Here is a 4,762-nt window from a genome sequence, read left to right as displayed (position 1 = left end):
ACCGGGCCCCGCGCACGGCCCGGTCGCCGAGCCGCCACGGATCGGCGAGTCACGGATCGACGCCGCGCACATGGGCGAACGGCTCGGGCTGTACGTGATCATCGTGCTGGGCGAGGGCGTCATCCAGATCATCGACGCCGCGTCCGAGCACGACAGTTGGGACGGGCCGCTCGCCGCCACCGGCCTCGGGGCGTTCGGGCTGCTGGCCGCGATCTGCACGCTGAGCCTGCTCTACGGCACCAACGGCATCCCCCACCTGCGCAAGGGCGCGCTCGCGCCGAGGCTGGCGATGCTGCTGCACGCGGTGATGACCGGCTTCCTGGTCGCGCTGGCGACCGCGCTGGGCTCGGCCGTCGCGCATGTCGACGACGTCCTGCCGAAGAGCCGGCACTGGCTGCTGTGCGGGGCGATGGCCGGGTACTTCGCGGCCGGTCTGGTCGCGGCGTTGCCGCTCGCGGGCCGGTCCGACCGGGTCTGGCTCCTGGGCTGGGGGCTGCCCTGCGTGGCGGTGTCCGTGGCGCTGGCCCTGCTCGGGGCGGCGCTGCCGGCCTGGGCGACGGTCTGGATCCTGGTGGCGCTGGTCTGCTGGCAGATCGCCTACGACCCGGGGCCGCCCGGAGCGGGTTCGCCGGGGCAGCGGTGGCGCTGGTTCCGGCGGTCGGTGCCGCGGGCCGCCTGAGCGAAAGGGACTGCGGTCCTGGGCCAGGGGGCAGACCCGGGCGACTGCGGTCTTGGAGCAGGCCCGGGCGACTGCGGCTCAGGGTCAGGACCGGCGACTGCGGCTCAGGAGCAGGCCCGGGAGGCTGCGGCGGCCCGGAGTCAGGACCGGCGACTGCGGCTCGCGGTCAGGCCTGGGCCGCTGCGGGGCCCGGGGTCAGGCCCGGCGGCTGCGGCCCGGGGCAAGCCGGGGCGGCTGCTGCGGCCCGGGGTCAAGCCCGGCTGCTGCGGCCCGGGGTCAAGCCCGGTGACTGCGGGGCCCGGGCGGCCAGGCCCGGCGGCTGCAGGCCGCGGAGTTCCCCACGATGATGCCGCATGCGATCGGTGCCGACGGCGGCCCCTGCGAGGTCATGGGCATTTTCGACCGGGACGCCCGCCGCGGCCACCGGGGCCCAGGGCCAGGCCCGGCGGCTGCGGGGCCCGGGTTCAGGCCCGGGCGGCCAGGCCCGCTTCCCGTACGGCCACCGCCTCCATCGCGTCCAGCACCGGCCGGATCAGCGGATGGCCCTCGGCCCCCTGGCGCACGGCCGCGAAGACCCGGCGGGTGGGGGCGCTGCCCTCGACCGGGCGGACGACCACCCCCGTCAGCTCCATCCCGCGCAGCGCGGAGCGGGGCACCAGGGCCACCCCGGCGTCTGCCCCGGCCAGGGCGACCACGGCGTGGAAGTCGTCCGAGGAGTGTTCGAGACGCGGGGCGAAACCGGCGTACTCGCAGGCCAGGACCACCACGTCATGGCAGGGGTTGCCCGGATACTGGCCGATCCACTGGTCCTTCGCGAGGTCGGCGATCGCCACCTGGGCCTGGTCCGCGAGGCGGTGGTTCACCGGGAGCACCGCGTCGAACGGCTCCGAGTACAGCGGTACGCGGGTGAGGCGGCGGTCGTCCTCGGCGGGCGCGCCCCGGTATTCGACGGCGACCGCCACATCCACCTGCCGGTCCAGCACCATCGGGACGCTCGCGTCGCCCTCCGCGTCCTGGACCTTGACCCGGATGCCGGGCGCGGTGCGGCCCAGCTCGGTGAGGGCGGGGGCGAGGACGAGGCCGATGCCGGTGGCGAACGCGGCGACCGTGACCGTACCGGCGACGCCCGCGCTGTAGTCGGCCAGCTCCGCCTCGGCCCGCTCCAGCTGGGCGAGGACCAGGTTGGTGTGGCTGAGGAGGATCTCCCCGGCGGCGGTGAGCCGGGCGCCCCGCGCGCCGCGTTCGACGAGGCGGTGGCCGGTCTCCTGCTCCAGGGCGGCGAGCTGCTGGGAGACGGCGGAGGGGGTCAGGTACAACGCGGCGGCGGCCGCGGTCACCGTACGGTGGTCGGCCACCGCACGGAGGATTCGCAGCCGCCGCGCATCGATCATGTGCCCATTGTCCCAGGTGGTGGCGGAACCACCCACCCGGTCGGCGGGTCAGGCGGCTTCGGCCTCCAGCGCGGTCCGCGCGTCGACGAACGCGTCCACGGCACGGTTCACATCGGCGGTGGAGTGCGCGGCCGAGAGCTGGACGCGGATACGCGCCGCGCCCTGCGGGACGACGGGGTACGAGAAGCCGATCACGTAGACGCCACGCTCCAGGAGCAGTTCCGCCATCCGGCCCGCCTTGCCCGCGTCGCCGATCATGACGGGGGCGATGGCGTGGTCGCCGGGGAGGATGTCGAAGCCCTCCGCGGTCATCCGGGTGCGGAACAGCTCGGTGTTGGCGGCGAGCTGCTCGCGCAGGTCCCCGGCGGACTCCAGCAGGTCGATGACCTTCAGGGAGGCGGCGGCGATGACCGGGGCGAGGGTGTTGGAGAAGAGGTACGGGCGCGAGCGCTGGCGCAGCAGGGCGACGATCTCCGCGCGGGCCGCGACGTAACCGCCGGAGGCTCCGCCGAGCGCCTTGCCGAGGGTGCCGGTGATGATGTCGACCCGGTCCATCACTCCGTGCAGTTCGGGCGTGCCGCGGCCGCCGGGGCCGACGAAGCCGACGGCGTGCGAGTCGTCGACCATGACCATGGCGTCGTAGCGGTCGGCCAGGTCGCAGATCTCCTGGAGCGGGGCGACGTACCCGTCCATGGAGAAGACGCCGTCCGTGACGATGAGGCGGCGGCGCGCGCCGGACGCCTCCTTGAGCTGCGTCTCCAGCTCGGCCATGTCGCGGTTGGCGTAACGGTGGCGCTTGGCCTTGGAGAGCCGGATGCCGTCGATGATCGAGGCGTGGTTGAGGGCGTCGGAGATGACCGCGTCCTCGGGGCCGAGCAGGGTCTCGAAGACTCCGCCGTTGGCGTCGAAGCAGGAGGAGTAGAGGATCGTGTCCTCCTGGCCGAGGAAGGCCGAGAGCCGCTGTTCCAGCTCCTTGTGGACCTCCTGGGTGCCGCAGATGAAGCGGACCGAGGCCATCCCGTAGCCCCAGCGGTCCAGCGCCTCGTGGGCGGCGGCGATGACCTCGGGGTGGTCGGCGAGGCCGAGGTAGTTGTTGGCGCAGAAGTTGAGGACCTCGCCGGGGCGCCCGCCGGAGGTGACGGACACGGTCGCGGACTGCGGGGTGCCGATCACGCGCTCGGGCTTGTGCAGCCCGGCGGCCCGGATCTCGTCGAGGGTGGTGCGCAGATCGTCGCGTACGGAGTCGAACATGCGGATTCCTTAAGGGATCAAGGGAAGCGGAGCGGGCGGAACGGGCGGAGGGTCAGACGGTCCAGTCGAGGATGACCTTGCCGCCGAGGCCGCTCGCCGCGTCGTCGAAGGCCGCCTCGAAGTCGCGGAAGCCGTACCGGCCGGTGATCACGGGGGCGAGGTCGAGGCCGCCCTCCAGCAGGACGGACATGGCGTACCAGGTCTCGTACATCTCGCGGCCGTAGATCCCCTTGATGGTGATCATCGAGGTGACGATGCGGGACCAGTCGACGGCGAACTCCTCGGCGGGCAGGCCGAGCATCGCGATCCGGCCGCCGTGCGTCATGTTCGCGACCATCTCGCGCATCGCCTCGGGGCGGCCGGACATCTCCAGGCCGATGTCGAAGCCCTCGCGCAGGCCGAGCTCGCGCTGCCCGTCCGCGATGGTGCGGTCGGCGACGTTCAGGGCGAGGCTGACGCCGACCTTGCGGGCGAGGGCGAGGCGGGCCTCGCTGACATCGGTGATGACGACGTTGCGGGCGCCTGCGTGCTTGGCGACGGCGGCGGCCATGATGCCGATCGGGCCCGCGCCGGTGATCAGGACGTCCTCGCCGACCAGCGGGAAGGACAGCGCGGTGTGCACGGCGTTGCCGAACGGGTCGAAGATCGCGGCGATGTCGAGGTCGACGGGGACCCGGTGCACCCACACGTTGGAGGCGGGCAGCACCACGTACTCGGCGAACGCCCCGTCCCGGCCGACGCCGAGGCCGACGGTGGAGCGGCAGAGGTGACGGCGGCCGGCGAGACAGTTGCGGCACTTGCCGCAGACGAGGTGGCCCTCGCCGCTGACCAGGTCGCCGGTGGCGATGTCGGCGACGTCGGAGCCGATCGCGGCGACCTCGCCGACGAACTCGTGGCCGAGGACCAGCGGGGTGGTGACCGCCTGCTGGGCCCAGCCGTCATAGGCGCGGATGTGCAGGTCGGTGCCGCAGATGCCGGTACGCAGGACCTTGATCAGGACGTCGGTGGGACCGTACTCCGGCTCCGGCACGTCCATCAGCCACAGTCCGGGCTCGGCCTTCTGCTTGACGAGTGCCTTCACGGCTGTGGCTCCCTGACGTCGGTACGCGAGTGGATACCCCGGGCCTCGGGGCATGTCGGAGGAACCCTGCGGCCCGGGGTGGATCTTGGGTGTCCCCCACCATGGTGGGGGTTCGGCGGGACGGGACGGAGCATCTCGAAAGGCTCCACGCGCCGTCCCCGGCCGTCACCGAGAAGGCTGCCGTACGACGGGGCCCGGGTCCATCGAGGATTTCTTAAGCGCCGCCGCAGGAGATCTTCACACCTGGCCGTGGCTTCACGGACCGCTGCCGTTCTCCGGCCTTCGTTTCCTCGGCTGGGGCCTGTCGTCAAACTGCCGTCATCGCTCGGCAGGCGGCAGTTCGACGACAAGCCCTACAGC

The 4,762-nt window shown here is 73.0% G+C and carries 4 protein-coding genes; 1 reads left to right on the top strand and 3 read right to left on the bottom strand.

Annotated features, from left to right (window positions below):
* The coding region (locus tag ACFWM7_RS33665) for a low temperature requirement protein A (protein WP_383268139.1) at positions 1-679 on the top strand (679 nt) is incomplete at its 5' end.
* A 464-nt stretch (positions 680-1,143) separates the two neighbouring features.
* Here ACFWM7_RS33665 and ACFWM7_RS33660 read toward each other — a convergent pair.
* From ACFWM7_RS33660 to tdh, 3 genes are read right to left on the bottom strand one after another with little or no spacing between them, the layout of a single operon-like run.
* Complete coding sequence (locus tag ACFWM7_RS33660; protein WP_383268137.1) at positions 1,144-2,070, bottom strand: LysR family transcriptional regulator; 927 nt, start codon at positions 2,068-2,070, stop codon at positions 1,144-1,146.
* A 48-nt stretch (positions 2,071-2,118) separates the two neighbouring features.
* A complete protein-coding gene (locus ACFWM7_RS33655; protein ID WP_205085145.1) occupies positions 2,119-3,321 on the bottom strand; it encodes a glycine C-acetyltransferase in 1,203 nt (400 codons plus the stop codon).
* Positions 3,322-3,373: 52 nt separating this feature from the next.
* Positions 3,374-4,402: an L-threonine 3-dehydrogenase gene (tdh, locus tag ACFWM7_RS33650; RefSeq protein ID WP_383268135.1), complete on the bottom strand. Its 1,029-nt coding sequence runs from the start codon at positions 4,400-4,402 to the stop codon at positions 3,374-3,376.
* Positions 4,403-4,762: the final 360 nt, after the last annotated feature.

The organism is Streptomyces sp. NPDC058375 (genome assembly GCF_042723425.1).
In the GTDB taxonomy this organism is placed as follows: domain Bacteria; phylum Actinomycetota; class Actinomycetes; order Streptomycetales; family Streptomycetaceae; genus Streptomyces; species Streptomyces durocortorensis.
The sequence above is the reverse complement of the archived record's forward strand: the minus strand, read 5'-3'. Positions and strand labels throughout refer to the sequence as shown.